This window comes from Aminobacter sp. AP02 (assembly GCF_003148805.1).
In the GTDB taxonomy this organism is placed as follows: domain Bacteria; phylum Pseudomonadota; class Alphaproteobacteria; order Rhizobiales; family Rhizobiaceae; genus Aminobacter.
On record NZ_QGGX01000002.1, the window covers coordinates 130,102 to 156,199 of the forward strand.

A 26,098-nucleotide genomic window follows, 5' to 3' on the forward strand; every position below is an offset into this window, starting at 1 on the left:
ACATTCCTGCCGTTTTTTATCCGCGCTGACGCCCCAATGTCCGACGAATTTACCCGTGTTGCCTGAGACGGTTCGGTCCGGCACCGGCTCGTAAACCCCAAGCCCCCCGCCCACGGGTCTGAGTCGGATCGAACCAACCTCGGTTCTGTTGCAGAGCCAGAGGCGACGATCCCAAAATCTGAAGCCGACGTCTGGCCCCAAGTCGACGTCGGCTTTTTTGCGTCACAGAGCGGTCACCGGCTTGCGCACGACAGCTGCACCGAGGATCGGTCCAGGCAAGCCATCCTTGCCGACCGCCTGCAGCAGCACCGCGCAGCCGCCTTTCTTTTCCACCTCGCTCTTGGGCAGTTCAAAACGCTGCGCCTTGCCGTGCCACATGCCGGCTGTGTGCAGGTCGGTGACGGCGTTCCAGTAGGTGACGCTGCGACCCTTGTTTTCGCCCTTCTGCAGGTCGACGACCTGTGGCGGCTGGTAATGCACGACAACGACATGGGCGGCCTCGTTCGCCCCTTTGGCTTCACCGACGTCGATGGTGTAGGTGTCGCCATTGTCGGTGACCTTCAGGGCGACATTCATGCCCTGTCCGGTCTTGGCAAGGTTGTCGAGCGCTGCGGTGACTTCCTCGCGCTTGGCGCCATTGACATGGGTGCGGCCGTTGATGACCGCCTGGGGCGTGTAGACGGAGCGCGAGCCGAAGGCGCGCATATACGCATACTGACGTTCGGTGTTGTCTGTGCTGCCGAGCTTGTCCTGCCAGCCGAGATAATCCCAGTAGGTGACGTGATAGGCGAGCGCCACCATGTCGTCCCTGGCGGCGAATTCGGCAAACAGCTCGTCGGCAGGTGGACAGGAGTTGCAGCCCTGGCTGGTGAAGAGCTCGATCACGCCGAGCGGGCGTGTCGGTTCGGCATCGGCCGCGCGCCCAAGCCCAACAAGGGCCAGCGCTACGGCTGCCAGCCGAAAATATCTGCGAAACTCCATGACCAATCCGCATCCTCAGCCGGCGTAACCGGCCTTTTTTGTGATTGCCGAAATATGTGGCAGATGCGCCCTTCAACGGGAAGTCACGTTGCGGTGAAAATTTGACAGGAGGCCGGTTCCGCAGCGTCACCTCGCAATGACGGAATTTCTTATCGGAAATACCCCGATCGGGTTAGAATTCGCAAACCGGCGGGGGAAGCTTTTGATGCTGGAACAATTCAGCCAACATCTCGACCTTTATTGCGAGCGCACGGATATCGGGCTCTGGGCCGAACCGCTCAACGCGTTGAGCAATCTTGCTTTTTTCGCGGCGGGTCTGTGGGGCGTCTACGAAGCCCGGCGGCGCAATGCCGGAGCTTTCGCCGAAGTGCTGGGTTGGTGGGTGGTAGCTATCGGCATAGGCTCGACGCTGTTCCACACCTTCGCCACCGAAGGCACGAAATGGGCCGACATCATCCCCATCGCCGGCTTCACGCTTGCCTATACGTTGTTCAATCTTCGTCGTTTCGCCGGCATGGGCTGGCCGAAGGCGCTTGCCATCTTCCTCGGCTTCTACATCGCCGTCGGTTTCCTCACCTACATGGTTCCAGGCTGGCTGCGCGAGGCGTCCAACGGAACCACGGGCTATCTGCCGCCGTTCCTGGCGCTGGTCTTCTTCGGTGGCCTGGTCATCGCCGCAGGGAGCCGCGCCGGCTGGTACAACATCGTCGCCGCGGGGATTTTCCTCGGTTCCATCACCTTCAGGGTTGTTGATCCGCTGGTCTGCGCCGCCTTCCCGCTCGGCTCGCATTTCATGTGGCACGTGCTCAACGGACTTATGCTCGGTGTGCTGCTGGCCGCGACCACGCGGTATGGGCATCCCCGGCCAGGGAGCCGGGCTGGCATGCAGGCCGTGAGCGCGTGAAGGGGCGCCGGGTTTATCCAGCCAGGGGCGCCACCGGCTTCGAATGTTTCTCGGCCCAGGCATCGAGCCATTCGCTGCCCTGCATCTCGATCAGACGCGACGAGGTCCGGTCGAATTCGAACGCCTCGTGGCCGCGCTTGCCGGCATAAAGCTTGTCGGGCGATGCCGCAGCGCTCAGCACCAGCCGCGCATGCTGGTCATAGAGCGCGTCGATCAGCAGGATGAAACGCTTGGCCTCGTTGCGGTTGGCTTCCGCCATGACAGGCACATGGTCGACAAAAACGGTGGGATATTTCGCCGTGATCGCCAGATAGTCGCGTGCCGCAAGCGGTTTCTCGCAGAGATCTGAGAAGGAAAAGCGCGCGCATCCATCGACGGCTGCCGGCACATGCACCTTGCGGCCCTTGACGGCGACGATGGCCGGTTCGGCGGCAAGGCCGTGCGTCACCTTTGCCCAGGCCTTGTCCATCGCCTGGTCCGCGGCTTCGCCGAGAGGCGTCAGATAGACCGGCACGCGGTCGAGCTTTTCCAGCCGGTAGTCGGTGTCGGCATCGAGATTGAGCACCACGGTGTTTTGCTCGAGCATGCCGATGAACGGCAAGAACAGCTGGCGGTTGAGCCCGTCACGATAGAGATCGCGCGGCGCCACGTTGGAGGTGGCGACAAGGACCACGCCAAGCGCAAACAGCGCCGAAAACAGCCTCGACAGAATCATCGCGTCGGCGATGTCGGTGACCGAGAATTCGTCGAAGCACAGAACCCAGGCTTCATCGGCAATGGCCGCTGCCACGGGCGGGATCGGGTCGTCGTCGCGCGAGGTGCCGTTCTTGCGTGCCGCGCGCTGCTTTTGGATGCGGTCGTGCACATCGGCCATGAAATCGTTGAAATGGACGCGGCGCTTGTGCTTGACCGGCACCAGTTCGAAGAACATGTCCATCAGCATGGTCTTGCCGCGACCGACGCCGCCATGGACGTAGAGGCCCTTCACCGGCTCGTGGCGCGGCTTGCGCTTGGCAAACAGCCAGCCCAGCGCGCTCGACTTGCGCGCCAGCCTTTTATCGGAAATCTCGTCGATCAGGCGGTCGAGGGCCGCGACGATCGCAAGCTGCGCCGGATCGCGGCGAACGCTGCCCAATTCGACCAGGTGGTCGTAGCGCTGCCTGACGGTCACATGGGTCTGTAGGCCGTCACGCAGGTGCATGGCTCACTCTGGCCGCTAAGATGCCGCGTCAGCGGTTGAGAGAGATCGGCAGGCCGTTCGAGGTCTGCCCGTCGAAGCGGCCTTCGCCCGACGAATAGAGCCTGGCCAGCGCGGAGCCGCCTTCATCGTAAAGCGTCAGCTGCTTGCCGGCGACGTTCCACGACTTGACGCCATCGATCGGTGCCGGGCAGCGCAGAGGGCCGGCGCGGAAGCCCTGGCCGAACTTGGTCTGCGGCGTCGCCACCTTGCAGCTCTGGCCCGAAACCGAGGCACTCCACACGCCGGCAACGGAGGTTGCGGTCAGGTCGGGTGCGTTGGCGGCAGCTGCACCACCGTCGGCGGGCAGGGCCGCCACCTGGGTCTGCTGCTGCGGAGCTGCCGGGAATTGCGAGGCACCGGCGGCACCGGGTGCCACGGGCGGAGGCAGCTGGCCGCTGGTCACCGTACCTGCGGGAGCCGCGGGCAGTGGGGCCGGCTGGGTGTCCATCGACGAAAGGCGCGTGCTGTTACAGCCGGCGGCCGCCAAAAGCGCCACCAGCGATGCGGCCAGCAGGCCGGTTTTCGAAAAAGCCATTGGATTCCCTCCGTGGGGCATTTCTGGGGGCGCCCCCGCGCGATCGATAATTCGCCTGTAAAGCGGCGAAGTTGGCACAATTTCAACCGCATATGGTTAAAATAGGGTTTGCGTTAGAATTTGTTGCAAAATTGTCGCAAGCCTTGAGCGGCCCGCCAAGACTGGTAATTCGCAGACGTTTCCGCCATATAGGCGCCAAACAGCCGCGAGAAATTTCCACCATGGCCAATATGGCCCCATTCGCCAAGATGAACGGGCTCGGTAACGAGATCATCGTTGCCGACATGCGCGGTCGCGCCGACCGCGTCACGCCTGCTGCCGCGGTGGCGCTGAACGCGGATGCGGCGACCAAGTTCGACCAGATCATGGCGATCCACGATCCTCGCACGCCAGGCACCGCGAACTATATCGAGATCATCAATTCCGACGGCAGCCATGCCCAGGCCTGCGGCAACGGCACGCGCTGCGTGGTGCAGGCGCTGGCGGCCGAGACCGGGCAGAAGGTGTTCACCTTCGAGACTGTCGCCGGCATCCTCAATGCCGAGGAGCATGAGGACGGCTTGATCTCGGTCGACATGGGCATTCCGCGCTTCGGTTGGCAGGACATTCCGCTGGCCGAGGAGTTTCGGGACACGCGCGCCATCGAGCTGCAGATCGGGCCGATCGACGCGCCTGTGCTGCACTCGCCCTCGGTCGCCTCGATGGGCAATCCGCACGCCATCTTCTGGGTCGACAACGACGTCTGGTCCTACGACCTCGACCGTTTCGGCCCGCTGCTCGAAAACCATCCGATTTTCCCGGAACGCGCCAACATCTCTATCGCCCAGGTAACGTCAAGGGAGACGCTGAACCTGCGCACCTGGGAGCGCGGCGCCGGGCTGACGCTGGCCTGCGGTTCGGGGACCTGCGCGGCCGCCGTTTCGGCCGCGCGTACCGGCCGCACCGGACGGACTGTCGCGGTCACCGTGCCGAGCGGCGGCACGCTCAAGATCGACTGGCGCGACGACGATCACGTCGTCATGACCGGCCCGGCCGAATGGGAATTCTCCGGCAGCTTCGACCCGGCCACCGGCGCCTCGCGCCGCGACCAGCAGGACGTCGCCTGATGGCAGTGGATGTCGTTACCTTCGGCTGCCGCCTCAACACCTACGAGTCAGAGGTGATGAAGCGCGAGGCCAAGGCCGCCGGACTCGAGGAGCTCAAGGGCGGCGCTGTCATCTTCAACACCTGCGCGGTGACAAGCGAAGCGGTTCGCCAGGCCAAGCAGTCGATCCGCAAGGCGCGGCGGGAGAACCCGGACGCCCGCATCATCGTGACCGGCTGTGCTGCCCAGACCGATCCGGCCGCTTTCGCCGACATGGCCGAAGTCGACCTGGTGCTGGGCAATGAGGAAAAGCTCAAGGCGCACAATTACCGGGCGCTGCCCGATTTCGGCGTCAACGATTTCGAGAAGGCCCGGGTCAACGACATCTTCTCCGTGCGCGAGACCGCCGGCCACATGGTCGATGCCATCGAGGGCCGGGCGCGGGCGTTCGTGCAGGTGCAGAACGGCTGCGACCATCGCTGCACTTTCTGCATCATTCCTTATGGGCGCGGCAATTCGCGCTCGGTGCCGATGGGCGCTGTTGTCGAGCAGATCAAGCGCCTCGCCGGCAACGGCTATGCCGAGGTGGTGCTGTCGGGCGTCGACATGACCAGCTACGGCGCCGACCTGCCGGGTGCGCCTCGGCTGGGCAAGCTGGTCAAGACGATCCTGCGCCAGGTGCCGGACGTTCGCCGCCTGCGGCTTTCCTCCATCGATTCCATCGAGGCCGACGAAGACCTGCTCGAGGCCATCGCTACCGAAAACCGGCTGATGCCGCATCTGCACCTGTCGTTGCAGTCGGGCGACGACATGATCCTGAAGCGCATGAAGCGCCGCCATTTGCGCGACCAGTCGATCCAGTTCTGCCAGGACGTGCGGAGCTTGCGCCCCGACATCGTCTTCGGTGCCGACATCATCGCCGGCTTCCCGACCGAGACAGACGAGATGTTCGAGAACTCGATCCGCATCGTCGAAGAATGCGGGCTGACCCATCTCCACGTCTTCCCGTTCTCCCCGCGCGAGGGCACGCCCGCCGCGCGCATGCCCCAGGTTAGGCGCGAGATCGTCAAGAAGCGCGCCGCAAGGCTGCGCGCCGCCGGCGAGGCGGCCTATCTGCGCCATCTCGAAGCTCAGGCCGGCACACGCCAGCAGGTGCTTGTCGAGCGCGAAGGGCTTGGCCGCACGGAGGGCTTCACGCTTGTTGCGCTCGATCAGGGTGCGCCGGGCGAAATCATAGAGGTCGACATCGCCGGACATGACGGCGAGCGGCTTACAGCGGCATCGGCCGCCGCACGCGCGGCCTGACGAAAGCGACCGCATGGCATTCGGGTTCATCAAGAAAGTCTTTTCCTTCGGCAAGAAGGAAGCTGTCGAGCAGCCGGCCGAAGACGAGGCCCTGCCGCCGCTGAATTTCGATGCGCTCGAAGCGTTGAAGCCTGCCGAAGAAGCGCCTGCAGCGGCGGAAACGCCCGTTGCCGTGGACACGCCGGCCATCCCGGTCGAGGAACCCAAGCCGGAACCGGCGCCGCAAACCCCGCCTGCGCCGCCTGTCGTGCCCGAGCCGAAGCCTGCCGAACAGCCGGTGCCGGTCGAGCCTGAGCCGCAGCCTGTGCCTGCCGAGGAGCCCAAGCCCGAAGTCGAGCCGGAGGTTCCGGCGACTGAGCCCGCAAAACCTGCCGAGCAGCCTGCGCCCGCGCCGACCCCTGTGGAGCCCGAGCCTGCTCCTGCGGAGGTTCCGCTACCGCCGGCAGAACCGTCCGCGCCCGATCTGCCCGACGAAGTTCCTGCGCAGCCGGCCCCCCCGGCAGCGGAGCCCACGATGCGCGCTCCCGAGCGGCCCGCGATATCCCTCCCCCTTGAGGGGAGGGTGGCCGTGGAACGGCCGGGTGGGGTCGCCCAATCATCGGACGCGACGCCGAGCCCTGCCGAGGTGACCCCCTCTGGTCCTTTGGACCATCTCCCCCTCGAGGGGGGAGAGGAGGTCGCGCCAGTCGAGACCGCTCCGGTTGAGTCCGAGCCAGCGCCACCCTCGACAGAGCCAAAACCTTCCGCCGGCAAGGTTACCGTCAGCAAGAAGGTCGAGCAGAAAGCCGAGGTCGTCGAGACCGCCGCACCAGCACCCCGGGTCAGCTGGTTCCAGCGCTTGCGGCAGGGCCTGTCGCGCTCGTCCAAGGAACTGTCTGGCAACATCGCCGGCATCTTCACCAAGCGAAAGCTCGACGAAGACACGCTGCAGGACCTCGAAGACGTGCTGATCCGCGCCGATCTCGGCGTCGAGACAGCCCTTCGCGTCACTGACGCGCTTGCCGCAAGCCGCTATGGCAAGGACGTGTCCGACCACGAGGTCCGCTCGATCATGGCGGTCGAGGTCGAAAAGGTATTGAAGCCGGTGGCGTTGCCGCTGGAACTCGACCTGTCGCACAAGCCGCATGTCATCCTGGTCGTTGGCGTCAACGGCACCGGCAAGACCACCACCATCGGCAAGCTCGCGGCAAAACTGACCGATGGCGGGCTGTCGGTAATGCTGGCTGCCGGCGACACGTTCCGAGCTGCTGCCATCGAACAGCTCAAGATCTGGGGCGAGCGAACAAAATCTCCCGTGATCGCCACCAAGCTTGGCGCCGATGCCGCCGGGCTTGCATACGACGCTTTCGAAAAGGCCAAGGAAGCCGGCTCGGACGTGCTGATCATCGACACGGCCGGACGCCTCCAGAACAAGGCCGAGCTGATGGCGGAACTCGAAAAAATCGTGCGGGTGCTCGGCAAGCTCGATCCTGAGGCGCCACATACGGTGCTGCAGACGGTCGATGCCACCACCGGCCAGAACGCGCTCAACCAGGTCGAGATCTTCCGCAACATAGCGGGGGTGAACGGGCTCGTGATGACAAAGCTCGACGGTACGGCGCGCGGCGGTATTTTGGTCGCAATCGCCGCCAAACATAAGCTGCCGGTCTATTTCATCGGCGTCGGCGAACAGGTCGACGATCTCGAACCATTCTCGGCAAGCGATTTCGCCAAGGCGATCGCCGGCGTTGCCTGACCAGGCAAGCCCAGCGACGCGGTAGCAAGGAAGCCAATGAACGCCCCCATCCTCGAAAGCGATCCTTCGGACCCGAAAACGAAGAAGGAAGAGATCAGCCCGTTGCTCAAGCTGGCGCTGGAACTCGGGCCGCTCGTCGTGTTCTTCTTCGCCAATGCGCGCGGCGAATGGCTGGCCTCGCATTTTCCAACCCTTGCCGAACTCGGCGGGCCGATCTTCATCGCCACCGGCCTGTTCATGGCGGCGACGGCGATCGCGCTGATCGCATCCTGGCTCCTGACCCGCTCGCTGCCGATCATGCCGCTGGTCTCGGGCGTCGTCGTCTTCGTCTTCGGCGCTTTGACGCTCTATTTGCAGGACGACGTGTTCATCAAGATGAAGCCGACTATCGTCAACACTTTGTTCGGCGCGATCCTGCTGGGCGGCCTGCTTTTCGGCAAATCGCTGCTTGGCTACGTCTTTGCCTCGGCATTCCGGCTGGATGCCGAGGGTTGGCGAAAGCTCACGTTCCGGTGGGGCCTGTTCTTCCTGTTCCTCGCCGTGGTCAACGAGGTGGTGTGGCGCTCGTTTTCGACCGACACCTGGGTGGCGTTCAAGGTGTGGGGCATCATGCCGATCACGCTGTTGTTCACCTTCAGCCAGATGCCGCTGATCATGCGGCATTCGCTGGACGATCATTCATCGAAATAGGAGAGAGATCAGTGGAGTTCATCACCGACCGCGAGACTCTGCGCCAGCATTACCGGGCGCCCGGTGACGGCGCGGTGAAGAAAGAACTCCACTGCCTCGATCATCACGCCAGAAGCTTCCTGGCGCGTAGCCCCTTCGTTCTGGTCGGCTCCTCCGACGGGAAGGGCAATGCCGACGTCACCCCCAAAGGCGACAAGCCAGGCTTCGTTGCCGTGCTCGACGATGTCACCATCGCCATTCCCGACCGGCCGGGTAACAACCGGCTCGACACGCTGGAAAACGTCGTCGTCAACCCGGCGGTGGGCCTGCTTTTCCTGATCCCGGGCATGAACGAGACGCTGCGCATCAATGGCGAAGCGCGCCTGACGGCCGATCCGGGCCTGCGCGAGCAACTCGCAGCCGAGGGCAAGCCGCCGGTCACGGTCATGGTCGTTGCCATCAAGGCGGTCTACATGCACTGCGCGAAGGCGTTCATGCGCTCTGAGCTCTGGGCCCCTGCAACCTGGCCCGACCGTGCCAGCCTGCCGACGCTTGGGCAGATCCTGCGCGATCAGCTGGCGCTTGCCGACAACGCCGAGGCGCTGGATCGCTCGCTGGACGAATCCTACCGCAAGACAATGTGGTAGCCCGCGCGGAAACCCATCCATACCGACATGTTGAGACTGCGTTAACTCGTTATGCGTGGTGTGCATTGCTGCGTTGCAGCATCTTATTTTGCGGCGCAGCAGTTCCTATGTCATCTATCAGATTGATCAGGGAGGTCATATCGCGCCGCGAAGAGCGGCATGATGAAAGGAACGAACATGTTTTTCGACAGCCTTCTGACCCGTGCCCGCGAAAGCGCTTCCAAGCGCAAGCAGTACAAGCGCCTCGTCGCCGAGATCGACAGTTTCTCCGGCCGTGACCTCGCCGATATGCGTGCTGACCGCAGCGAAATGCTGTTCCAGGCCTACAAGCAGGTTTACGGCTAAGCTTCGGCTAGAAGCGTGGGCCCCGGCGTCGGTTTCGCAAAGCGCGATGCGCGGGGCACGCTAAAGCCACTCCATCCAGCGGCCATGATAGTCGCAGCGGGCGAGCGCCCTTGTGGTGCCGCCCGGCCATGATGTCAGGCTGAGCGTGGCATAGGGGTCGCCCGCCGCAAGCGGCTCCATCCTGAGCCAGTAGAGCGGCGATCCGGCATTTACGGCAGATCCTTGCGTCTCCAACAGCTCGACGATCCTGGCCCGCGTGGCCGGCGGCATGTATTGCCACATGATCGAGTGAAACAGCACGAAGGCTCGATCCGGGCTTCGCGCCGACAGCCGCTGCTCAACAAACTCGGCGGCACCTAGCTTCACCAATGTTGGCGGTTCGCGCTCGGCGAGGCTGATCGCAGCGTCGAGCCGTTCGAGCCGCAACGTCTGGTCGGCCCAGACATAGGCCCGCAGCCTGAGCCTTTGCGCCGGGTCCGAGATGCGGATCGGCGCCAAATCGCAGCCCGCCCGGTCAACAATTTGCAAATCACCCGACATCGAAGGGGCCTGCCCCCTGACTTCGGGCGCGAGGCGTACCGGTGAGCCGGCATTTCCCCATTCATTTTTCCCGTAGCGGTAATGGAACCTGTCAAAGAGCAGGTTGAGCCCGGCACTGGCGCCGATCTCGGTGAGTTCCAGCGCCAGGCCACTTTCCCTCGCAATCGCCAGGAAGCCCGGCAGGAGCATGCCAGAGCGGGCGATCTCGTTTGTCTGCGGCGGGCTTTCGAGCATAGCAAGCAGATGGGCCTCGTTGCGCGCGAGGGCCGCTGGTAGAGCCAACGCGAGGTCGCGGTCGCCGGTCTTCTCAGGTGGATAGATCCTTGCCAACTCGGCGTCGGCACCTGACAGCACGAGCGCATGCAGGCCGCCGCAGAGCCTCAATGCCAGCGCGTCGGCGCGCGGGTCGCCGGCCCAGCCGAGCACCTTGCGTCCGACCGCGCTTTGGTCGTCGAGAACCTTCGCCAGCACCCGGCACAATCGCGCCGTGAATGGCGAGCCGAGTTGGTCGCAGGCATCGGCCTGATTGTGAAAATGGGTGCTGACGCGGGAGGGGAGATCGCTGTCGGACATGGCGGGCACACTAGCCCGCACTGCAGTTCATTGGGAAGCGGCGGCCGCCTTTTCGATCTCGGGCATCAGGGTCGTCGCGACAGCCTCGGGTGACAGAGGCCCGACATGCTTGAACGCGATCTTGCCGTCCTTGCCGACGAGGAAGGTCTCCGGAATACCGTACACGCCCCAGTCGATCGCCGCGCGGCCGTTGGGGTCGACGCCAACCGCATCGAACGGATTGCCAAGGTCGCCGAGGAACCGGCGCGCGTTTTCGGCCTTGTCCTTGTAGTTGAGCCCGACGATGGTCAATCGCTCGTCCTTGGCCAGGTTGACCATCACCGGATGTTCTTCGCGGCAAGGCGCGCACCACGACGCCCAGACATTCACCAATGTCACCTTGCCGATGAATTCAGCCGAGTTGAGGCCCGGAAGCGAAATACCTTCGAGCGGCGGCAATTCGGTCTTGGGTGCCGCATGCCCGATCAGCGCCGAGGGCACGACTGACAGGTCGCGGCCCGACAGAAGCTGCATCAGGAAAACAACCGCCAGCGCGAGGAAAACCAGCAGGGGCAGCAGTACGACGAGTGTGCGCGGCCGTGCCGGCCTTTCGGTCTCGGTGCTCATGCTTGCTTTCCCCGGTCGGAACGGCGGCGATGGCCTGCCGCCTCGAGTTCGGCCAGTTCTCGCTTGCGGGCACGCTGGTCAGCGAGGATCCACAGGATCAGCCCGGCGATGGCCAATGCCGAAACACCGTAGGCGGCAGTGACATAAAGGGCGTGCGCGCTCATCGAGCATCCTGGCAATATTCGTTCATGTCGCTGTATCCGAGCATGGTCCTTCACTTAGCCGTGGGTGTGACGCTAGGCAATCGGACGCCGCGCCGCACCGTGAAAGTTGAAGCGATCGTGATCAGTCGGTGCCCGAGCGCAAGGCGACCGCAGCGGCCAGCGGCCCGATGACGGCCAAAAACATGGTCAGGGCACACAGGATCATGAAAGGCGGGGTGAACGGGTCGGGATCGTTGACCGCACCGTAGGCGGCGGTGACGCCGAAGATCAGCACCGGGATGACCAGCGGCAGCACCAGCACCGAGATCAGCAAGCCGCCGCGCGGCAGGGCGACTGTGACAGCCGCACCGGCGGCGCCGATGAAGACGATGGCCGGTGTGCCGACGAGCAGCGTCAGCGCGGCAGCCCCGATGCCGAGCGGCGACATGTTCATGAACAGTCCGAGCAGTGGGGCCGCGATGACCAGCGGCAGCACGCTTGCCGTCCAGTGTGCCAGGCATTTGACGAACACCGTCAGCGCCAGCATGTGCCGGTCGGCGTTGAGTACCAGGAGATCGAGCGAGCCGTCCTCGCGGTCGGCCTGAAACAGCCTGTCGAGGCCGAGCAGGCTGGCGAGCAGGGCGCCGATCCACAGAATCGCCGGGCCGATGCGGGCGAGCAGGTTGAGATCGGGGCCGACGCCGAAAGGAATGGTGACGATGACCGCCAGGAAAAACAGCACGCCGGTCAGCGCTCCGCCGCCGGAGCGGATGCCCATGCGCAGGTCGCGAAGGTAGAGGGCTAGCATCAGTGCCCACCTCGCATGGCCAAATCCTTTGCGCCCACCAGCCCTAGCGGCAGATGCGTCGCGGCAATGATGATGCCGCCTGCCAGGCAGTGCGCCTTCATCAGCTCGGCGAACCGCGTTTCCGAAGCCTTGTCGAGGCCCGCGGTGGGTTCGTCGAGCAACCAGACCGGACGGTGGCTGATCAATAGCTTGGCGATCGCGGCACGGCGCTTCTGGCCGGTCGAAAGGTAGCCGAAGGGCAGGTGGCCAAGCCCGCCTAGCCCGACCTCTTCGAGAGCATCCGATGTGCCGAGCGCTCCGTCACCGCAAAAGTCGCGCCAGAAGGCGAGGTTTTCGTTGACGGTAAGGGCAGCTTTCATCGCGTTCTGATGGCCGAGATAGTGGCAGGCAGCGGCCACGGTCGAAAACTCCTCACCGCCGCCTTCGACAGCGATTCGTCCAACCGTATGCGGCAAAAGGCCGGCAATCACGCGCAGAAGCGTCGACTTGCCCGAGCCGTTCGGACCGGTGACGACAAGGGCGGCACCATCCTCGAGCGTAAAGCCGATGCCGGCAAAAACCGCCTCGCCGGCGCGTTCCCCGCTTAGATTTTCGGCGATCAGCCGCATCTGTTCCCCATCGCCGAAAGTCTTGTCGCCGCCACTTTGCGTTGCGGCAAAATAGGCGAATCTCGGTCTAGAACTATTCCAATAAATTCTCTATATGCCACTCGACCATGCCAGCGGTCGGCATGGAAACAGAATTTGCGCCGAACCAGCGCACGCGCCGCCTTGAACGGCTCGGGTTGCTTGGGACCGGACAGCGGAAATGGCCGTACCCGCACCTTTGCGCGTGATTGCATGCCATCGGAGTCCGTTCCCGTGTAGGCTGAACAGACAAGGATGGATCGCACGTGTCCAAATCACTCGACAGTTTCAATTGCCGCCGCACGCTTACCGCTGCTGGCACCGACTATGTCTACTACAGCCTCATCGAGGCTGAGAAGAACGGCCTGACCGGCATTTCGCAGCTGCCCTATTCGATGAAGGTGCTGCTCGAAAACCTTCTGCGTAACGAAGACGGCCGTACCGTCACCAAGGAAGCCATCCAGGCGGTTGCCGGCTGGCTGGTCGACAAGGGCACCGCCGGTGTCGAGATCGCCTACCGCCCGGCCCGCGTGCTGATGCAGGATTTCACCGGCGTTCCCGCCGTGGTCGACCTCGCCGCCATGCGTGACGGCATCAAGACCCTTGGCGGCGATCCAGAGAAGATCAACCCGCTGGTCCCGGTCGACCTGGTCATCGATCACTCGGTCATCGTCGACGAATTCGGTACACCGCTGGCATTTGCTCGCAACGTCGAGCTCGAATACGAGCGCAACGAAGAGCGCTACAAGTTCCTGAAGTGGGGCCAGCAGGCGTTCCGCAACTTCCGCGTCGTGCCGCCCGGCACCGGCATCTGCCACCAGGTCAACCTCGAATACCTCGCCCAGACCGTCTGGACGAACACCGAGGACGGCGTCACCACCGCTTATCCCGACACCTGCGTCGGCACCGATTCGCACACCACCATGGTCAACGGACTTGGCGTGCTGGGCTGGGGCGTGGGCGGCATCGAGGCGGAAGCGGCGATGCTCGGCCAGCCGGTCTCCATGCTTTTGCCCGAGGTCATCGGCTTCCGCCTGACCGGCAAGCTCAAGGAAGGCGTCACCGCCACCGACCTGGTGCTGACCGTTACCCAGATGCTGCGCAAGAAGGGCGTCGTAGGCAAATTCGTCGAGTTCTTCGGCCCGGGCCTCTCCAACATGACGCTCGCCGACCGCGCCACCATCGGCAACATGGCTCCGGAATATGGCGCGACCTGCGGCTTCTTCCCGGTCGACTCCGAGACCATTCGCTACCTCAATATGTCGGGCCGCGCCGAAAACCGCATCGCGCTCGTCGAGGAATACTCCAAGGCCCAGGGCATGTGGCGCGACGCTTCGTCGGCCGATCCTGTCTTCACCGACCTGCTCGAGCTGGACATGGCAACAGTCGTTCCCTCGATGGCCGGTCCAAAGCGTCCTGAAGGCCGCATTCCGCTCGAAGGCATCGCCTCGGGCTTCGCGACCGCTCTCGAAGCCGAGTACAAGAAGACCGTCGACACCGCCAAGCGCTATGCCGTCGAAGGCGAAAACTTCGACCTCGGCCATGGCGACGTGGTGATCGCCGCGATCACGTCCTGCACCAACACTTCGAACCCGAGCGTATTGATCGGTGCCGGCCTTCTGGCCCGCAACGCCAACCGCATCGGCCTGAAGCAGAAGCCGTGGGTCAAGACCTCGCTGGCACCCGGTTCGCAGGTTGTGGCCGAGTATCTCGAAAAGGCCGGCCTGCAGAAGGAGCTTGACCAGATCGGCTTCAACCTCGTCGGCTTCGGCTGCACGACCTGCATCGGCAACTCCGGCCCACTGCCGGCGCCGATCTCCAAGACGATCAACGACAAGGGCCTGATCGGTGCGGCGGTGCTTTCGGGCAACCGCAACTTCGAAGGCCGCGTATCGCCAGACGTGCAGGCCAACTACCTGGCTTCGCCGCCGCTGGTGGTTGCCTACGCGCTTGCCGGCACGGTCACCAAGGACCTGACGACCGAGCCGCTGGGCGAGGATCGCGACGGCAACCCGGTGTTCCTCAAGGACATCTGGCCGACCAATATCGAGATCGAGCAGTTCATCGCTGAAAACGTCACCCGCGAGCTGTTTGCCCGTAAGTATGCCGACGTCTTCAAGGGCGACGAGAACTGGCAGAACGTCCAGGCGCCGGAAGGCCAGACCTACACCTGGGACGACGACTCGACCTATGTGCAGAACCCGCCTTACTTCGTCGGCATGGGTGCAAAGCCGGGCCAGATCGGCAAGATCGAGGGCGCGCGCGTGCTCGGCCTGTTCGGTGACAAGATCACCACCGATCACATCTCGCCGGCCGGTTCGATCAAGGCTGCTTCGCCTGCCGGCAAGTACCTGACCGACAACGGCGTCGGCGTTGCCGACTTCAACCAGTACGGCACGCGTCGTGGCAACCACGAGGTGATGATGCGCGGCACCTTCGCCAACATCCGCATCCGCAACCACATGCTGGGCGAAAACGGCCGCGAGGGTGGCTACACCTTCCACTATCCCTCGAAAGAAGAGCTGCCGATCTACGACGCCGCCATGCAGTACCGCAGCGAAGGCACCCCGCTGGTGATCTTCGCCGGTGTCGAGTACGGCAACGGCTCGTCGCGCGACTGGGCTGCCAAGGGCACGAACCTGCTGGGCGTTCGCGCTGTCATCGCCCAGTCGTTCGAGCGTATCCACCGCTCGAACCTGGTCGGCATGGGCGTGATCCCGTTCACCTTCGAAGAAGGCACGTCGTGGAAGACGCTCGGCCTCAAGGGCGACGAACAGGTGACGATCGACGGTCTCGAGACGATCAAGCCGCGCCAGAAGATGGTCGCCAAGATCACCTTCGCCGACGGTTCGGTGAAGGATGTACCGATCCTCTGCCGCATCGATACGCTTGACGAGCTCGACTACTACAAGAACGGCGGCATCCTGCAGTACGTTCTCCGCGACCTGGCCGCGTAAGCAGCCCGAGACTCACGTGAAACAAACCGCCGGGGCGCAACTCCGGCGGTTTTTTTGTTTCCCTCGCCCGTTTACGGGGAGAGGGTGACCGAACGAAGCAACGCGTAGAGGCAGTCCATCCCGGCCTTGCCGGCCTCCGCCTTGCTCCGGTTTCCGGGATGAAGGTCAACGTTTGCGCCGACTTCCTTCACGATCGAGACCGTCCTCCCATCCTTCGACAGGCTCAGGATGAGGGAAGAGCAAGAGGCAAGCTTGTTCATCGCCACACCCCGTTTCCGGTCTGGCCATTGTCATCCTTCGGCGAGCTCATCCTTCGACAAGCTCATCCTTCGACAAGCTCAGGATGAGGGACTCGGGAAGCGGGGCGCGAGGCCGTGCCTTCCGATAGTTTGTATGTGGCGCGAACCTTCGCGCCCCGCCCGGTGTTCTTGCCCCGCTCAGTCGCCTCAGTGCTTGTCGCACCGCCAGCCGCCGCAAGGCCCGGGCTTGGGGGCTCATCACCCAGTGGGAGAACCGACCTCCCACCAGCCCGGCACCGACGCTTCCCTCCGACACCCGGTGCGCACCGGAGTCCCGTAGAAGATCGCGAGATGATGATACGGCGGGTTTCGAGGGCGTGGAAAAACCGGTGCCGTCTATCCACGGTGTCTGCTGACAAAGGGTGACAATTTGCCAGTCGGATCATGGCGTTGAAGTGCCTGGGGCATCTCCGGGCGTGCCTTAAATCGCACGCTGCGACGCCCAAACTGTTGCAGCGCGGCTACACGGGGCGCCTAAAAGCCACCGCTGACAGGACGGATCGGGTGTCCAGCGCCGCCGGGTATGCTATGTATTAGGCGGGGCTAAAGTGGAGTATGATCGTGAAGCAACTGTTCCTTACTTCCGCAATCTTGCTCGGTCTTGCCGGCGTAGCCTCGGCGGCTGACATAGCTGCGGTCGAGCCGGTACCTGCCCCCATCGAGGTGGCACCACCCATCTTCAGCTGGACTGGCGGCTATTTCGGCGTGCAGACCGGTTATCTCTGGGGTGACGGGTCCTTCGAAGTTCAGGGTCTGCCAGGCCTCTCCGCCGACGGTAGCCTTGATGGCTGGCTTGGCGGCATCTATGCCGGCTACAACTATCAATTCACCAACAATGTCGTGCTCGGCGTGGACGGCGATATCGCCTGGACGAATTCCGACGGTTTTGGCGAAGCGGCGCTGAACGGCGTTACCGGGCCGCTTGATGCCGGCGTTCTCTACGAGCTCAACTGGACCGGCGCGCTGCGCGCGAAGGCGGGTTATGCGATGGACCGCTTCCTGCCATACATCGCGGGCGGCCTGGCCTTTGGCGGTGTCGATGCGACAAGGTTCAATGCTGGCGGCGCGGTCGCGGCCTCCGCTGACGATACGATGGTCGGCTGGACGATCGGAGCGGGCCTCGAATATGCATTCACCGAGAGCCTGATCGGCCGGTTCGAGTATCGCTACACCGATTTCGGCAATTTCGACATGTCCGAAGGGATTGCTGCTGGCGAGGTCGGCCTGACGACCAACGATGTGCGGTTTGGCCTAGCCTACAAATTCTGATTGGCGCGCTTCCACAAGACAAAAACCCCGGCCTCGCGCCGGGGTTTTTGTATCCCGGCCGGGTTCCTCGGGGGCAGGCGCAGAGACATTCCACGCCTAGCCGGTCAGCCGTCTCTGTTGAGATCGTAGACATACATGACGAAGGTTTCCGCCGCCCCTGCTGCCGCCTTGCGTGAAGCGTAAAGCGCCCGGGCGGGGACATTGTCCAGTTCGGTGCCAAGCCAGGCCTCCTCGCAACCCGCTTCGCGCCCGGCAGCAACAGCGCATCCATGATCCGGGTAGCGATGCCGCGCCGCTGCCACGCCGGAGAGACGCCGATCTCATCGACATAAAGCTCGGACGCCTTGTCGGGATGACGGTGAACCATGGCCGCGGCCTGTGCCACACCCTGGCCATGATCGAGGGCCACGAAAAGAAGATGGCCTGGGGAAGCAAGGCATGCAGCGAGCCTGACAGGATCGACGGCTTCATCGAAGACGTCATCGGCGACGTTGTCGAGCAGGTGCTCGTCGCCAGGAGACAGCCTGCGGATTTCAATCGATGGCATCGTGCTTCTTCACCATTTCTTCGTAAAGGCGTCACCAAACTTTGACGTTTACGTAAATCCCGTTGTTTCTAACCGATTGAAAAAGTTGAGGTCGAAATAATCGGTTGAATTTTTTTGGCCGCGGAGCTATTGCGAGCCGCTATTTCTGGCTGCATTCTCGCGGCCTCTCTGGCCCAAACCTACTCCACCCCGCCGCCAAGGCGTCGTTAAAGGCAAAGGGAATTCCTTCATGGCACGCAACAAGATAGCCCTCATCGGCTCCGGCATGATTGGCGGCACGCTCGCCCATATGATCGGCCTCAAGGACCTCGGCGACGTGGTCCTGTTCGATATTGCCGAAGGCACCCCGCAGGGTAAAGGCCTCGACATCGCCCAGTCTTCGCCGGTCGATGGCTTCGACTCGCGCTTCACCGGCGTCAACGACTATGCCGGCATCGAAGGTGCCGACGTCTGCATCGTCACCGCAGGCGTGCCGCGCAAGCCCGGCATGAGCCGCGATGACCTGCTCGGCATCAACCTCAAGGTCATGGAACAGGTCGGCGCCGGCATCAAGAAGTATGCCCCCAACGCGTTCGTGATCTGCATCACCAATCCGCTCGACGCCATGGTCTGGGCACTGCAGAAGTTCTCGGGCCTGCCCAGCAGCCACGTCGTCGGCATGGCTGGCGTGCTCGACTCGGCGCGTTTCCGCTACTTCCTGGCCGAAGAATTCAAGGTCTCCGTCGAAGACGTGACGGCCTTCGTTCTCGGCGGCCACGGCGACACGATGGTGCCGCTGGTTCGGTACTCGACGGTTGCCGGCATTCCGCTGCCTGACCTCGTCAAGATGGGCTGGACCAGCCAGGAAAAGCTCGACCAGATCGTCCAGCGCACCCGCGACGGCGGCGCCGAGATCGTCGGACTGCTCAAGACCGGCTCGGCCTACTATGCCCCGGCCGCATCGGCGATCCAGATGGCGGAGGCCTATCTCAAGGACAAGAAGCGCGTTCTGCCCTGCGCTGCCCACCTGTCGGGCCAGTATGGCGTCAAGGACATGTATGTCGGCGTGCCGACGGTGATCGGCGCCGGCGGTGTCGAGCGCATCATCGAGATCGACATGGCCAAGAACGAGCAGAAGATGTTCGAGACCTCGGTCGCGGCCGTTGCCGGCCTCTGCGAAGCCTGCGTGAAGATCGCGCCGAACCTCGCCCAAAAGTAAGGATCACGCGCATGAACATCCACGAATATCAGGGCAAGCAGCTCCTGAAGGGTTTCGGTGCGCCCGTCGCTGACGGCGTGCCGGTGTTCAAGATCGAAGAAGCGGAAGCAGCGGCCAAGGCGCTGCCGGGTCCGCTCTACGTGGTGAAGAGCCAGATCCACGCCGGTGGCCGTGGCAAGGGCAAGTTCAAGGAACTGCCCGCCGACGCCAAGGGCGGCGTGCGTCTTGCCAAGTCGGTCGAAGAGGTCGTGGCGTTTGCCAAGGAAATGCTCGGCAACACGCTGGTGACCAAGCAGACCGGCCCGGCCGGCAAGCAGGTCAACCGCCTGTACATCGAGGACGGCGCCGACATCGACCGCGAGCTGTACCTGTCGATCCTCGTCGACCGTTCGGTTGGTCGCGTTGCCTTCGTGGTTTCGACCGAAGGCGGCATGGACATCGAAGCGGTCGCGCATGATACGCCCGAAAAGATCATCACAGTTGCGATCGACCCGGAAAAGGGCGTGACCGCTGACGACCTCAAGGCGCTGAATGCAGCACTGAAGCTTTCGGGCGAGGCTGCCAAGGACGGCGAGACGCTGTTTCCGATCCTCTACAAGGCGTTTGTCGAGAAGGACATGAGCCTGCTCGAGGTCAACCCGCTGATCGTCATGAAGAATGGCCGCCTGCGCGTGCTCGACGCCAAGGTGTCGTTCGACAACAACGCGCTGTTCCGTCACGCCGACGTGCTCGAACTGCGCGACACGACCGAAGAAGACGCCAAGGAAATCGAAGCGTCGAAGTATGACCTGGCCTATGTCGCCCTCGACGGCAACATCGGCTGCATGGTCAACGGCGCCGGTCTCGCCATGGCGACGATGGACATCATCAAGCTCTACGGCGCCGAGCCCGCCAACTTCCTCGACGTCGGCGGCGGCGCTTCCAAGGAGAAGGTGACCGCGGCGTTCAAGATCATCACCGCCGATCCGGCCGTGAAGGGCATCCTGATCAACATCTTCGGCGGCATCATGAAGTGCGACATCATCGCCGAAGGCGTGATCGCGGCCGTCAAGGAAGTGGGCCTCAAGGTTCCGCTGGTGGTTCGCCTCGAAGGCACCAACGCCGAGCTTGGCAAGAAGATCATCAACGAGAGCGGGCTGAACGTCGTTTCCGCCGACGACCTCGACGACGCGGCGAAGAAGATCGTCGCTGCGGTGAAGGGAAACTGAGCCAATGTCCATTCTCATCGACAAGAACACCAAGATCCTGGTGCAGGGCCTGACCGGCAACACCGGTTCGTTCCACACCGAGCAGGCGCTGGCCTATCACGGCACCAAGATGGTCGGCGGCATCCACCCCAAGAAGGGCGGCGAGAAGTGGGACGGCTCCGTGCCGCTGCCGATCTTCTCGACGGTTGCCGAAGGCAAGGAAAAGACCGGCGCGAATGCTTCCGTCGTCTACGTGCCGCCGGCAGGGGCCGCCGCTGCGATCATCGAGGCGATCGACGCCGAGATCCCGCTGATCGTGTGCATCACCGAAGGCATCCCGGTCATGGACATGATCAAGGTCAAGGCGCGTCTCGACCGCTCGACCTCGCGCCTGATCGGCCCGAACTGCCCGGGCATCGTCACGCCCGACCAGTGCAAGATCGGCATCATGCCGGGCAACATCTTCCGCAAGGGTTCGGTGGGCGTTGTTTCGCGCTCCGGCACGCTTACCTATGAGGCGGTGTTCCAGACGACGAACGCCGGTCTCGGCCAGTCGACGGCTGTCGGCATCGGCGGCGACCCGGTCAAGGGCACGGAATTCATCGACATGCTCGAGATGTTCCTGGCCGACGACGAAACCAAGTCGATCATCATGATCGGCGAAATCGGCGGTTCGGCCGAAGAGGACGCAGCGCAGTTCCTCATCGACGAAGCCAAGCGCGGCCGCAAGAAGCCGATGGCCGGCTTCATCGCCGGACGCACCGCACCGGAAGGCCGCACCATGGGCCATGCGGGTGCTGTGATTTCCGGCGGCAAGGGCGGCGCGGAAGACAAGATCGCGGCCATGGAGGCAGCGGGCATCCGCGTGTCGCCATCGCCTGCACGTCTCGGCACTACGCTGGTCGAGGCGATCAAGGGCTAAGTGAATAGCCAATAGAGAGTAGCGAATAGTGAGTAGAGAAGAGCGATGAGCGACCACGCACAAGCGAAGTCCTACTCGCTATTCGCTACTCACTATTCGCTCTGAAAAGGAGAGGAGCCAGAGGCTCCGAGCGATAAGATGGCACGATCAGATCAGGCCAACGACCAATTTTCCCTCACTTCGTTCCTCTATGGCGGCAATGCCGACTATATCGAGGCGCTGCACGCCGCCTATCTCGACGACCCTGAATCGGTCGATTCCGAATGGCGAGACTTTTTCGGCGCGTTGAAGGACGACGCCGGCGACATCCGCAAGAACGCCAAGGGCGCTTCGTGGTCGACGCCGAGCTGGCCGCTGCAGGCCAATGGCGAACTGGTTTCCGCACTCGACGGCAACTGGGGCATGGTCGAGAAGCTGATCGAAAAGAAGGTCAAGGACAAGGCCGTCGCCGCGACCGGCACCGCGCCGTCCAAGGCCGACGTGCTGCAGGCGACGCGCGATTCCGTGCGCGCCATCATGATGATCCGCGCCTACCGCATGCGCGGCCACCTGCATGCCAATCTCGACCCTCTCGGCATCGCCAAGCCGCTGGAAGACTATAACGAGCTGTCGCCGGAGGCTTATGGCTTCACCGACGCCGACTACGACCGGCCGATCTTCATCGACCACGTGCTGGGGCTCGAATACGCGACCATCCGCGAGATGCTCGAGATCCTGAAGCGCACCTATTGCTCGACGCTTGGCGTCGAGTTCATGCACATCTCCGATCCCGAGGAGAAGGCGTGGATCCAGGCCCGCATCGAGGGGCCGGACAAGGCGATCGAGTTCACGCCCGAGGGCAAGAAGGCGATCCTGTCGAAGCTGATCGAGGCAGAGGGCTTCGAGCAGTTCATCGACGTCAAGTACAAGGGCACCAAGCGCTTCGGCCTCGACGGTGGCGAGTCGCTGATCCCGGCACTCGAGCAGATCGTCAAGCGCGGCGGTTCGCTCGGCCTCAAGGAGGTCGTGCTCGGCATGGCCCACCGCGGCCGTCTCAACGTGCTTACCAACGTCATGGCCAAGCCGCACCGCGCCGTGTTCCATGAGTTCAAGGGCGGCTCCTACGCGCCTGACGACGTCGAGGGCTCGGGCGACGTGAAGTACCATCTCGGTGCCTCGTCCGACCGCGAGTTCGACGGCAACAAGGTCCACCTGTCCTTGACCGCCAACCCCTCGCACCTCGAGATCGTCGATCCGGTGGTGATGGGCAAGGCACGCGCCAAGCAGGACCAGCTGTTCGGCCGCGCGCGCGGCGAGATCGTGCCGCAGGAAGAGCGCGCCAAGGTGATGCCGCTCTTGCTGCACGGCGATGCGGCATTCGCCGGCCAGGGCGTGATCGCGGAAATCCTCGGCCTGTCTGGCCTGCGCGGCCATCGCGTGGCCGGCACGCTGCACTTCATCATCAACAACCAGATCGGCTTCACGACGAACCCGCGCTTCTCGCGCTCGTCGCCCTATCCGTCCGACGTTGCCAAGATGATCGAAGCGCCGATCTTCCACGTCAACGGCGACGATCCGGAAGCGGTGGTGTTCGCGGCCAAGGTCGCGACCGAATTCCGCATGAAGTTCCACAAGCCGGTCGTCGTGGACATGTTCTGCTACCGCCGCTTCGGCCACAACGAAGGCGACGAGCCTGCGTTCACGCAGCCGATCATGTACCGCAACATCCGCACCCATAAGACCACGGTGCAGACCTATGCCGACAAGCTGATGGCCGAAGGCCTGATGAACCAGGCCGAGCTCGACAAGATGCGCGCCGACTGGCGCGGCCATCTCGAGGCTGAGTTCGAAGCCGGCCAGGCCTACAAGCCCAACAAGGCCGACTGGCTGGATGGCGCGTGGTCGGGCCTGCGCACGGCCGACAACCAGGACGAACAGCGCCGCGGCAAGACCGCGGTGCCGGTCAAGACGCTGAAGGAAATCGGCAAGAAGCTGACCGAGGTGCCGAAGGACTTCGAAGTCCACCGCACCATCGGCCGCTTCCTCGAAAACCGCCGCCAGGCGATCGAATCCGGCGAAGGCATCGACTGGGCAACGGCGGAATCGCTGGCGTTCGGCTCGATCCTGCTCGACGGCAATCCGATCCGCCTGTCGGGCCAGGATTCCGAGCGCGGCACGTTCTCGCAGCGCCACACCGTGCTTTACGACCAGCGCGACGAAAACCGCTACATCCCGCTCAACAACCTGTCGGCGGCACAGGCCGGCTACGAGGTCATCAACTCGATGCTCTCGGAAGAGGCCGTGCTCGGCTTCGAATATGGCTACAGCCTGGCCGAGCCCAAGGCGCTGACGCTCTGGGAAGCGCAGTTCGGCGACTTCGCCAACGGCGCGCAGGTGGTGTTCGACCAGTTCATCTCGTCTGGCGAGCGCAAGTGGCTGCGCATGTCGGGTCTCGTGTGCCTTCTGCCGCACGGCTATGAAGGCCAGGGTCCGGAGCATTCGTCGGCACGCCTCGAGCGCTTCCTGCAGCTTTGCGCCGAAGACAACATGCAGGTCGCCAACGTGACCACGCCGGCCAACTATTTCCATATCCTGCGCCGGCAGCTGAAGCGCGACTTCCGCAAGCCGCTGATCCTGATGACGCCGAAGTCGCTGCTGCGCCACAAGCGCGCCGTGTCTTCGCTGTCGGAGATTTCGGGCGAAAGCTCGTTCCACCGCCTTTTGTGGGACGACGCCCAGTATCTCGGCAATCAGCCGATCAAGCTGGTCAAGGATTCGAAGATCCGCCGCGTCGTGTTGTGCACCGGCAAGGTCTATTACGACCTCTACGAGGAGCGCGAGAAGCGCGGCATCGACGACATCTACCTGTTGCGCGTCGAGCAGCTCTATCCGTTCCCGGCCAAGGCGCTGATCACCGAACTCAGCCGTTTCCGCAATGCGGAGATGGTGTGGTGCCAGGAGGAGCCCAAGAACATGGGCGCGTGGTCGTTCATCGACCCGTATCTGGAATGGGTGCTCGCCCATATCGACGCCAAGCACCAGCGCGTGCGCTACACCGGCCGTCCGGCCGCCGCCTCTCCGGCGACGGGCCTGATGTCCAAGCACCTGGCGCAGCTCCAGGCATTCCTCGACGACGCCCTCGGCGAATAACAAAGAACGGACAGGCAAAAAAATGGCTACCGAAATCCGTGTCCCCACCCTCGGCGAATCCGTCTCCGAGGCAACCATCGGCAAGTGGTTCAAGAAGGCCGGCGATGTGATCGCCGTCGACGAGCCCTTGGTCGAGCTCGAGACCGACAAGGTCACCATCGAAGTGCCGGCGCCTGCAGCTGGCGTGCTGGTCGAGCTGACCGTCAAGGAAGGCGAAACCGTCGGCGTTGGCGCGCTGCTCGGCACCATCGGTGCCGGTGACGGCGCAGTGGCTGCTCCCAAGCCCGCCGCCGTCGCCCAGGCCTCGGCGCCCAATGCCGCTTCGACGGTCAAGGAAGCCGCCGTGCAGACGGCATCGGTTGCAGGTGCGCCGCCGATCGAAGAGCGCAAGATGCCGCCGGCACCGGCAGCCGCCAAGCTTTTGGCCGAGACCAACCTGTCGGTCGACCAGGTCGCAGGCTCCGGCAAGCGTGGCCAGGTGCTGAAGGGCGACGTGCTCGAAGCCATAGCCAAGGGCGTTTCGGCGCCTGCCGCCGCTCCGGCTCCGGCTGCAGCACCTGTGGTTGCGCGTGTGCCGTCGCCCACCGCAGACGCTCCGCGCGAAGAGCGCGTGCGCATGACCAAGCTGCGCCAGACGATCGCGCGCCGCCTCAAGGAAGCGCAGTCGACCGCAGCCATGCTGACCACTTTCAACGAGGTCGACATGAGCGCGGTCATGGCGCTGCGTTCGAAGTACAAGGACATCTTCGAGAAGAAGCACGGCGTGAAGCTCGGCTTCATGGGCTTCTTCACCAAGGCGGTGACGCACGCGCTGAAGGAAATCCCGGCGGTCAACGCCGAGATCGACGGCACCGACATCATCTACAAGAACTTCGCCCATGTCGGCGTTGCCGTCGGCACCGAAAAGGGCCTGGTGGTTCCGGTCGTGCGCGATGCCGACCAGATGTCGATCGCCGAGATCGAAAAGGAAATCGGCCGCCTCGGTCTTGCCGCGCGAGATGGCAAGCTGTCGGTCGCCGACATGCAGGGTGGCACCTTCACCATTTCCAATGGTGGCGTGTACGGTTCGCTGATGTCGACGCCGATCCTGAACGCGCCGCAGTCTGGCATCCTCGGTATGCACAAGATCCAGGATCGTCCGGTCGTGGTCGGCGGCCAGATCGTCATCCGCCCGATGATGTATCTCGCGCTCAGCTACGATCACCGCATCGTCGACGGCAAGGAAGCCGTGACCTTCCTCGTCCGCGTCAAGGATAGCCTGGAAGATCCGGAGCGCCTGGTTCTCGATCTCTGATCGGACAAGCTTCGAGGGGCCCGGCTGACCGGGCTCCTTTGCTTTCCCTGACCTTCGTCGGACTTGCCAGCGGTCGGAAACGCCGTACTGATCAGCTATCTTGCGCTTCGGGGCGGAGGGATGATGGAAGCTGCAGCGGAATCGACTGAAATCTGGGTGCTCGGCTGGAGTGCGGTGCTTGTGATCGCGCACATACTGGCGCAGGCGCTGTCCCTCGATCTCTCCGGCGATCTCAGTACAAAATACCTGCTCGGCCCGCGCGACGAACAGCGCGTGTCAAAAAGCGTTGTGGCGGGGCGGCTCATGAGGTCGCTCAACAACATGCTGGAGACCTACCCGGTCTTCATCGGGCTGGCACTGGCGCTGGCCGTCACCGGCAAGACCGGCGATCTGGGTGAAGTCGGGGCGGTGGTGTGGATCGTCGCGCGCGTTGGCTATACGATCCTCTACGTGACCGGCGTGCCGGTGCTGCGCTCGATCGTCTGGTTCGTTTCGATCGCCGGGCTGGTCCTGATGGTCGTCCGCCTGATGACGTAAGCCTGACGCCTGAAGAAA

At 63.5% G+C, this 26,098-nt stretch carries 25 protein-coding genes and 1 pseudogene; 15 read left to right on the forward strand and 11 right to left on the reverse strand.

Features of this window, described 5'->3' with window-relative positions; all coding sequences use genetic code 11:
* Positions 1 to 222: 222 nt before the first annotated feature.
* Positions 223 to 981 (reverse strand): thioredoxin family protein, encoded by a 759-nt coding sequence (locus C8K44_RS02520; protein WP_109574187.1) that lies wholly within the window; start codon positions 979 to 981, stop codon positions 223 to 225.
* 205 nt (positions 982 to 1,186) lie between these two features.
* Between C8K44_RS02520 and C8K44_RS02525 the strand changes: the two genes are divergently transcribed.
* Complete coding sequence (locus C8K44_RS02525; protein ID WP_109574188.1) at positions 1,187 to 1,885, forward strand: ceramidase domain-containing protein; 699 nt, start codon at positions 1,187 to 1,189, stop codon at positions 1,883 to 1,885.
* Between the two features lie 13 nt (positions 1,886 to 1,898).
* Here the strand turns inward: C8K44_RS02525 and zapE are convergent, their stop codons facing one another.
* Positions 1,899 to 3,086 (reverse strand): cell division protein ZapE, encoded by a 1,188-nt coding sequence (gene zapE / locus C8K44_RS02530; protein WP_109574189.1) that lies wholly within the window; start codon positions 3,084 to 3,086, stop codon positions 1,899 to 1,901.
* Positions 3,087 to 3,114: 28 nt separating this feature from the next.
* Positions 3,115 to 3,660 (reverse strand): protease inhibitor Inh/omp19 family protein, encoded by a 546-nt coding sequence (locus C8K44_RS02535; protein WP_109574190.1) that lies wholly within the window; start codon positions 3,658 to 3,660, stop codon positions 3,115 to 3,117.
* A gap of 221 nt (positions 3,661 to 3,881) precedes the next feature.
* Here C8K44_RS02535 and dapF point away from each other — a divergent pair, with 221 nt between their 5' ends.
* The 6 genes from dapF (at position 3,882) to C8K44_RS02565 (ending at position 9,445) form a co-directional block, all read left to right on the forward strand.
* Positions 3,882 to 4,766, forward strand: coding sequence for a diaminopimelate epimerase (gene dapF / locus C8K44_RS02540; protein WP_109574191.1), 885 nt, complete (start codon positions 3,882 to 3,884; stop codon positions 4,764 to 4,766).
* On the forward strand, positions 4,766 to 6,049 hold the full coding sequence (gene mtaB, locus C8K44_RS02545) for a tRNA (N(6)-L-threonylcarbamoyladenosine(37)-C(2))-methylthiotransferase MtaB (RefSeq protein ID WP_109574192.1): 1,284 nt from the start codon (positions 4,766 to 4,768) through the stop codon (positions 6,047 to 6,049). Before dapF ends, mtaB begins: the two co-directional genes overlap by 1 nt.
* 13 nt (positions 6,050 to 6,062) lie before the next feature.
* Positions 6,063 to 7,784 carry a signal recognition particle-docking protein FtsY gene (gene ftsY, locus C8K44_RS02550; protein ID WP_109574426.1) on the forward strand — a complete coding sequence of 574 codons (1,722 nt, stop codon included), beginning with the start codon at positions 6,063 to 6,065 and terminating at the stop codon, positions 7,782 to 7,784.
* A gap of 36 nt (positions 7,785 to 7,820) precedes the next feature.
* Positions 7,821 to 8,474 carry a septation protein A gene (locus C8K44_RS02555; protein ID WP_109574193.1) on the forward strand — a complete coding sequence of 218 codons (654 nt, stop codon included), beginning with the start codon at positions 7,821 to 7,823 and terminating at the stop codon, positions 8,472 to 8,474.
* Positions 8,475 to 8,485: 11 nt separating this feature from the next.
* On the forward strand, positions 8,486 to 9,100 hold the full coding sequence (locus C8K44_RS02560; RefSeq protein ID WP_109574194.1) for a pyridoxamine 5'-phosphate oxidase family protein: 615 nt from the start codon (positions 8,486 to 8,488) through the stop codon (positions 9,098 to 9,100).
* 159 nt (positions 9,101 to 9,259) lie between these two features.
* The gene (locus tag C8K44_RS02565) at positions 9,260 to 9,445 is read left to right on the forward strand and encodes a hypothetical protein (protein WP_199227005.1); all 186 of its coding nucleotides are present in this window, start codon (positions 9,260 to 9,262) and stop codon (positions 9,443 to 9,445) included.
* A gap of 60 nt (positions 9,446 to 9,505) precedes the next feature.
* On the opposite strand, the gene C8K44_RS02570 is transcribed toward C8K44_RS02565, so the two are convergent.
* The 5 genes from C8K44_RS02570 to ccmA all read right to left on the reverse strand — a co-directional run bounded on the left by C8K44_RS02570 (position 9,506) and on the right by ccmA (position 12,723).
* On the reverse strand, positions 9,506 to 10,558 hold the full coding sequence (locus C8K44_RS02570) for a DUF2332 family protein (RefSeq protein ID WP_109574195.1): 1,053 nt from the start codon (positions 10,556 to 10,558) through the stop codon (positions 9,506 to 9,508).
* 27 nt (positions 10,559 to 10,585) lie between these two features.
* Positions 10,586 to 11,164: a DsbE family thiol:disulfide interchange protein gene (locus C8K44_RS02575; RefSeq protein WP_109574196.1), complete on the reverse strand. Its 579-nt coding sequence runs from the start codon at positions 11,162 to 11,164 to the stop codon at positions 10,586 to 10,588.
* Positions 11,161 to 11,328: a heme exporter protein CcmD gene (gene ccmD / locus C8K44_RS02580; RefSeq protein ID WP_109574197.1), complete on the reverse strand. Its 168-nt coding sequence runs from the start codon at positions 11,326 to 11,328 to the stop codon at positions 11,161 to 11,163. Before ccmD ends, C8K44_RS02575 begins: the two co-directional genes overlap by 4 nt.
* Before the next feature lie 121 nt (positions 11,329 to 11,449).
* The gene (gene ccmB, locus C8K44_RS02585) at positions 11,450 to 12,115 is read right to left on the reverse strand and encodes a heme exporter protein CcmB (protein ID WP_109574198.1); all 666 of its coding nucleotides are present in this window, start codon (positions 12,113 to 12,115) and stop codon (positions 11,450 to 11,452) included.
* Positions 12,115 to 12,723, reverse strand: a complete 609-nt coding sequence (gene ccmA, locus C8K44_RS02590; protein WP_109574199.1) for a heme ABC exporter ATP-binding protein CcmA — start codon at positions 12,721 to 12,723, stop codon at positions 12,115 to 12,117. Before ccmA ends, ccmB begins: the two co-directional genes overlap by 1 nt.
* 284 nt (positions 12,724 to 13,007) lie before the next feature.
* On the opposite strand from ccmA, the gene acnA reads away from it, so the two are divergent.
* Entirely contained in the window at positions 13,008 to 15,698 is a 2,691-nt protein-coding gene (gene acnA, locus C8K44_RS02595; protein WP_109574200.1) for an aconitate hydratase AcnA, read from the forward strand.
* 71 nt (positions 15,699 to 15,769) lie between these two features.
* Here acnA and C8K44_RS02600 read toward each other — a convergent pair whose 3' ends face one another.
* A complete protein-coding gene (locus C8K44_RS02600) occupies positions 15,770 to 15,958 on the reverse strand; it encodes a hypothetical protein (protein WP_109574201.1) in 189 nt (62 codons plus the stop codon).
* A gap of 594 nt (positions 15,959 to 16,552) precedes the next feature.
* On the opposite strand from C8K44_RS02600, the gene C8K44_RS02605 reads away from it, so the two are divergent.
* The gene (locus C8K44_RS02605) at positions 16,553 to 17,266 is read left to right on the forward strand and encodes an outer membrane protein (protein ID WP_109574202.1); all 714 of its coding nucleotides are present in this window, start codon (positions 16,553 to 16,555) and stop codon (positions 17,264 to 17,266) included.
* A 104-nt stretch (positions 17,267 to 17,370) separates the two neighbouring features.
* Here C8K44_RS02605 and C8K44_RS27850 read toward each other — a convergent pair whose 3' ends face one another.
* Together C8K44_RS27850 and C8K44_RS28215 are read right to left on the reverse strand one after the other, a co-directional pair.
* On the reverse strand, positions 17,371 to 17,568 hold the full coding sequence (locus C8K44_RS27850; protein ID WP_245417356.1) for a hypothetical protein: 198 nt from the start codon (positions 17,566 to 17,568) through the stop codon (positions 17,371 to 17,373).
* A gap of 14 nt (positions 17,569 to 17,582) precedes the next feature.
* A pseudogene (locus C8K44_RS28215) lies at positions 17,583 to 17,813 on the reverse strand (GNAT family N-acetyltransferase); the annotation flags it as partial.
* A gap of 229 nt (positions 17,814 to 18,042) precedes the next feature.
* On the opposite strand from C8K44_RS28215, the gene mdh reads away from it, so the two are divergent.
* The 6 genes from mdh (at position 18,043) to C8K44_RS02640 (ending at position 26,080) form a co-directional block, all read left to right on the forward strand.
* Positions 18,043 to 19,011, forward strand: coding sequence for a malate dehydrogenase (gene mdh, locus C8K44_RS02615; protein ID WP_109574203.1), 969 nt, complete (start codon positions 18,043 to 18,045; stop codon positions 19,009 to 19,011).
* Positions 19,012 to 19,022: 11 nt separating this feature from the next.
* Positions 19,023 to 20,219, forward strand: a complete 1,197-nt coding sequence (sucC, locus tag C8K44_RS02620) for an ADP-forming succinate--CoA ligase subunit beta (RefSeq protein WP_109574204.1) — start codon at positions 19,023 to 19,025, stop codon at positions 20,217 to 20,219.
* Positions 20,220 to 20,223: 4 nt separating this feature from the next.
* Positions 20,224 to 21,120, forward strand: coding sequence for a succinate--CoA ligase subunit alpha (sucD, locus tag C8K44_RS02625; protein WP_109574205.1), 897 nt, complete (start codon positions 20,224 to 20,226; stop codon positions 21,118 to 21,120).
* A gap of 138 nt (positions 21,121 to 21,258) precedes the next feature.
* Positions 21,259 to 24,249 (forward strand): 2-oxoglutarate dehydrogenase E1 component, encoded by a 2,991-nt coding sequence (locus C8K44_RS02630; RefSeq protein ID WP_109574206.1) that lies wholly within the window; start codon positions 21,259 to 21,261, stop codon positions 24,247 to 24,249.
* 22 nt (positions 24,250 to 24,271) lie between these two features.
* On the forward strand, positions 24,272 to 25,543 hold the full coding sequence (gene odhB, locus C8K44_RS02635; protein WP_109574207.1) for a 2-oxoglutarate dehydrogenase complex dihydrolipoyllysine-residue succinyltransferase: 1,272 nt from the start codon (positions 24,272 to 24,274) through the stop codon (positions 25,541 to 25,543).
* A 123-nt stretch (positions 25,544 to 25,666) separates the two neighbouring features.
* Positions 25,667 to 26,080 (forward strand): MAPEG family protein, encoded by a 414-nt coding sequence (locus tag C8K44_RS02640; protein ID WP_109574428.1) that lies wholly within the window; start codon positions 25,667 to 25,669, stop codon positions 26,078 to 26,080.
* Positions 26,081 to 26,098: the final 18 nt, after the last annotated feature.

Excerpts from the sequence above, each read along its gene's own strand:
- ccmD (WP_109574197.1), bottom strand. The coding sequence starts at position 11,328 with ATGAGCGCGCACGCCCTTTATGTCACTGCCGCCTACGGTGTTTCGGCA.
- C8K44_RS02520 (WP_109574187.1), bottom strand. The coding sequence starts at position 981 with ATGGAGTTTCGCAGATATTTTCGGCTGGCAGCCGTAGCGCTGGCCCTT.
- C8K44_RS02630 (WP_109574206.1), top strand. The coding sequence starts at position 21,259 with ATGGCACGATCAGATCAGGCCAACGACCAATTTTCCCTCACTTCGTTC.
- ccmA (WP_109574199.1), bottom strand. The coding sequence starts at position 12,723 with ATGCGGCTGATCGCCGAAAATCTAAGCGGGGAACGCGCCGGCGAGGCG.
- sucC (WP_109574204.1), top strand. The coding sequence starts at position 19,023 with ATGAACATCCACGAATATCAGGGCAAGCAGCTCCTGAAGGGTTTCGGT.
- odhB (WP_109574207.1), top strand. The coding sequence starts at position 24,272 with ATGGCTACCGAAATCCGTGTCCCCACCCTCGGCGAATCCGTCTCCGAG.
- C8K44_RS02525 (WP_109574188.1), top strand. The coding sequence starts at position 1,187 with ATGCTGGAACAATTCAGCCAACATCTCGACCTTTATTGCGAGCGCACG.
- mtaB (WP_109574192.1), top strand. The coding sequence starts at position 4,766 with ATGGCAGTGGATGTCGTTACCTTCGGCTGCCGCCTCAACACCTACGAG.
- C8K44_RS02605 (WP_109574202.1), top strand. The coding sequence starts at position 16,553 with ATGATCGTGAAGCAACTGTTCCTTACTTCCGCAATCTTGCTCGGTCTT.
- C8K44_RS02535 (WP_109574190.1), bottom strand. The coding sequence starts at position 3,660 with ATGGCTTTTTCGAAAACCGGCCTGCTGGCCGCATCGCTGGTGGCGCTT.
- mdh (WP_109574203.1), top strand. The coding sequence starts at position 18,043 with ATGGCACGCAACAAGATAGCCCTCATCGGCTCCGGCATGATTGGCGGC.
- C8K44_RS02570 (WP_109574195.1), bottom strand. The coding sequence starts at position 10,558 with ATGTCCGACAGCGATCTCCCCTCCCGCGTCAGCACCCATTTTCACAAT.
- ccmB (WP_109574198.1), bottom strand. The coding sequence starts at position 12,115 with ATGCTAGCCCTCTACCTTCGCGACCTGCGCATGGGCATCCGCTCCGGC.
- zapE (WP_109574189.1), bottom strand. The coding sequence starts at position 3,086 with ATGCACCTGCGTGACGGCCTACAGACCCATGTGACCGTCAGGCAGCGC.
- dapF (WP_109574191.1), top strand. The coding sequence starts at position 3,882 with ATGGCCAATATGGCCCCATTCGCCAAGATGAACGGGCTCGGTAACGAG.
- ftsY (WP_109574426.1), top strand. The coding sequence starts at position 6,063 with ATGGCATTCGGGTTCATCAAGAAAGTCTTTTCCTTCGGCAAGAAGGAA.
- C8K44_RS02555 (WP_109574193.1), top strand. The coding sequence starts at position 7,821 with ATGAACGCCCCCATCCTCGAAAGCGATCCTTCGGACCCGAAAACGAAG.
- C8K44_RS02575 (WP_109574196.1), bottom strand. The coding sequence starts at position 11,164 with ATGAGCACCGAGACCGAAAGGCCGGCACGGCCGCGCACACTCGTCGTA.
- sucD (WP_109574205.1), top strand. The coding sequence starts at position 20,224 with ATGTCCATTCTCATCGACAAGAACACCAAGATCCTGGTGCAGGGCCTG.
- C8K44_RS02565 (WP_199227005.1), top strand. The coding sequence starts at position 9,260 with ATGATGAAAGGAACGAACATGTTTTTCGACAGCCTTCTGACCCGTGCC.
- C8K44_RS02640 (WP_109574428.1), top strand. The coding sequence starts at position 25,667 with ATGGAAGCTGCAGCGGAATCGACTGAAATCTGGGTGCTCGGCTGGAGT.
- C8K44_RS02600 (WP_109574201.1), bottom strand. The coding sequence starts at position 15,958 with ATGAACAAGCTTGCCTCTTGCTCTTCCCTCATCCTGAGCCTGTCGAAG.